Source organism: Leisingera sp. F5 (assembly GCF_001593695.1).
The window spans coordinates 1-2,652 of the sequence record NZ_LUKH01000376.1 but is presented as its reverse complement, the minus strand read 5'-3'; the positions used below and the strand labels follow the sequence as shown (position 1 = coordinate 2,652).

The 2,652-nt window shown below is 58.2% G+C and carries 2 protein-coding genes and 1 pseudogene; all 3 read right to left on the bottom strand.

Annotation, left to right across the window (positions count from 1 at the left end):
* Positions 1 to 64: 64 nt before the first annotated feature.
* Positions 65 to 511: pseudogene (locus A2I95_RS30535) on the bottom strand (ion transporter); the annotation flags it as partial.
* Between the two features lie 69 nt (positions 512 to 580).
* A complete protein-coding gene (locus A2I95_RS30530) occupies positions 581 to 1,828 on the bottom strand; it encodes a hypothetical protein (protein WP_245597001.1) in 1,248 nt (415 codons plus the stop codon).
* A 35-nt stretch (positions 1,829 to 1,863) separates the two neighbouring features.
* Positions 1,864 to 2,652: AAA family ATPase (locus tag A2I95_RS30525; RefSeq protein ID WP_291735904.1), on the bottom strand; the 789-nt coding region annotated here is incomplete at its 5' end.

Below are 2,652 nucleotides of genomic sequence, written 5' to 3'. Positions count from 1 at the left end.
AGGCGCGCACCCAGTTGCAGAACCTTATGGCCTATATGGACGGCAAGACCGGCGCCGAAACGCTGATTGAGATCATCACGATCACCGCGCCCATGCCCGGCAAGGCATCCAGCAGCGCCTGCACCACCGCCCGCATCTGCGGGATGACCGACAGCAGCCGCAGCGCCCGCACCACCCGCAGCCCGCGCAGCGCCGACAGGCCCTGGCTGTCGGGGAACAAGCCAAAAGAGACCACAATCAGATCAAAGATATTCCAGGCCGAAGCAAAGAAGCGCAGGCCATAGGCGAATAGCTTCAGCGCCAGTTCCAGAACAAAAATGCCCAGAACAACAGTGTCGATGACATCCAGCAGACCGCCCGCATGCGCCCGCACCGCAGCAGAGGTGCCAAGCCCCAGAGTGATCGCATTGAAGATGATGATGCCCAGAATGGTATTGGTTACCCATTGGCGCTCAACAAATTCCCGGGCCCGGTCCCGGAGCGTCCCTTCGGTTTGCGCGCTGCTGTCCAATTTGTTTCTCCACCCGGTCTTTCAAGTCTTGCCGGGCACGTTCTGCGCCCGGCGGTCTTTCATCATTCGTCAGGCCGCGTCGAACACTGTCCCGTCCAGCGCCTTGCTGGTGATTTTGTCGTAGGCATAGCCGCCGACCGCGCCGCCCACGCCCAGGGCCAGATCCTTGGCGCCGGTGGCAATCGAGTTGCCATCAATCGGCGACAGCGCCAGGGCTGCGAACTTCAGCCCCTCGCGGAACACCTTCAGCGCTTTGGGGTCCTTGATTGTCAGCGCCTTCACCCGCTTCATCAGCTCCTTGATATTGCTGGCCCAGCCGCGCGCATCGCTGTACATGATCTGGATCTTATCGATGGCGCTCTGAACCTCGGCATAGTTTTTCGCCAAGGCCGTATCCAGCGCCTTGCTGATCATCACCAGTTGGGTCTTCTTGTCCTTGACGGGATGCTTTTTCAGCTTCTTGCCGACCTCGGCCAGGAATTCCTTTTTCAGCTTTTCCTGCTGTTTCAGAATCTTGTTCAGGTTCTTGGACAGGTCATGCATTTTGACGACCATCTGCGCGTATTTCGCCTTCAGCGTATCAGCCGCATCCTCCACCGTCTTGACCGAAGGCTGCGAGATCCCAAGGAACTCCTGGAACACCGCCGCCGACACCTCATTCGCCGCATTCAGCGCCTTGTTGGAGGCCGCCTTTTCCACCACCGCAAGGTTCTTCACCAGTATGGTCTTGGACTGATCGATATTGATCGCCAGCTTGCCGATGTCCTTGGCCAGCGTCACCCCCGACTTGATCAGGCCGATGATGCCAAAGGCCGCGCCCGCGCCGCCGGAGAACGGCGAGGTCGCCATAGCGGCGATGCTCACCGCCAGACCGGCCAGGGTACCGGCAATGGACACGCCGATCTTGATCTTGAACTTGGACCATTCCTTTTTCTTCTTCTGCAGGCTGGTCCAGGCCTTTTGCGCAGCCAGTTCAGCGCCCTTTTCGGCCACTTTGACGTCATTCTTGATGGCGTCGTTCAGCCCTTTCAGCTGCTTTTCCATGTCTTTATCCGAAGCGCCCTTGGCCACCATCTGGACAAACAGCTTGTCGAACACCTTGCACTTCTTCTCGATGGTGTCCTTGGTTTGCTCCAGCACCTCGCTGGCACCGGCATGGAATTCCTGCTGCAAAAGCGGGTCTTTCTCGACCCCCTTTTCCATCTTCTTGTCGAGCTCGACCACCACTTTGAACGACAGTTTCGGCGGTTCGACCATCTCCAGCCCGGACACTTTAATGTCCAGGTTTTTCAGGTCCATAACAACATGTTTAACCATAGGATTTCCTTCCCACTGATTACCCTCAAGCGCGATCAATCAAACGCGTATGAAAACTCCCCGTCGGTGACGCCAATGGCGACTTTCTCCACGTCCTTACCTTCCATCAGGCGGCGCAGGAATTCGTTTGAAATATCCGGCAGCATGGTGTTGGTGACGATCGCGTCGATCATCCGGCCGCCGCTGTCCAGCTCCTGGCAGCGGTTGACGATTTCCTCGACCACCGCATCCGAGTATTCGAACGGCACCCCATGGGTTTCCTGCACCCGCTTCTGGATCCGGCCCAGCTGCAGCTTGGTAATTTCGCCGATCATCTCCGGGCTGAGCGGATAATAGGGGATCGCCACCAGGCGCCCCAGCAAAGCCGGCGGGAAAACTTTCACCAACGGATCGCGCAAGGCTTTCGCCATACCCTCCGGTTCCGGCATCAGATCCGGGTCCGAACACAGATCCATGATCGTTTCGGTGCCGACATTCGAGGTCAGCAGGATCAGCGTGTTCTTAAAGTCGATGATGCGGCCCTCACCGTCTTCCATCACCCCTTTATCGAACACCTGAAAGAAAATCTCATGCACATCCGGGTGCGCCTTCTCAACCTCATCCAGCAGCACGACGGAATAGGGCTTGCGCCGCACCGCCTCGGTCAGCACCCCGCCTTCGCCATAGCCGACATAGCCCGGAGGCGCGCCTTTCAAGCTGCTGACTGTATGGGCTTCCTGATATTCGGACATGTTGATGGTGATGACGTTCTGCTCGCCGCCATACAGAACCTCAGCCAGCGCCAGCGCGGTCTCGGTCTTACCCACGCCTGAGGTGCCTGCCAG

Excerpts from the sequence above, each read along its gene's own strand:
- A2I95_RS30530 (WP_245597001.1), bottom strand. The coding sequence starts at position 1,828 with ATGGTTAAACATGTTGTTATGGACCTGAAAAACCTGGACATTAAAGTG.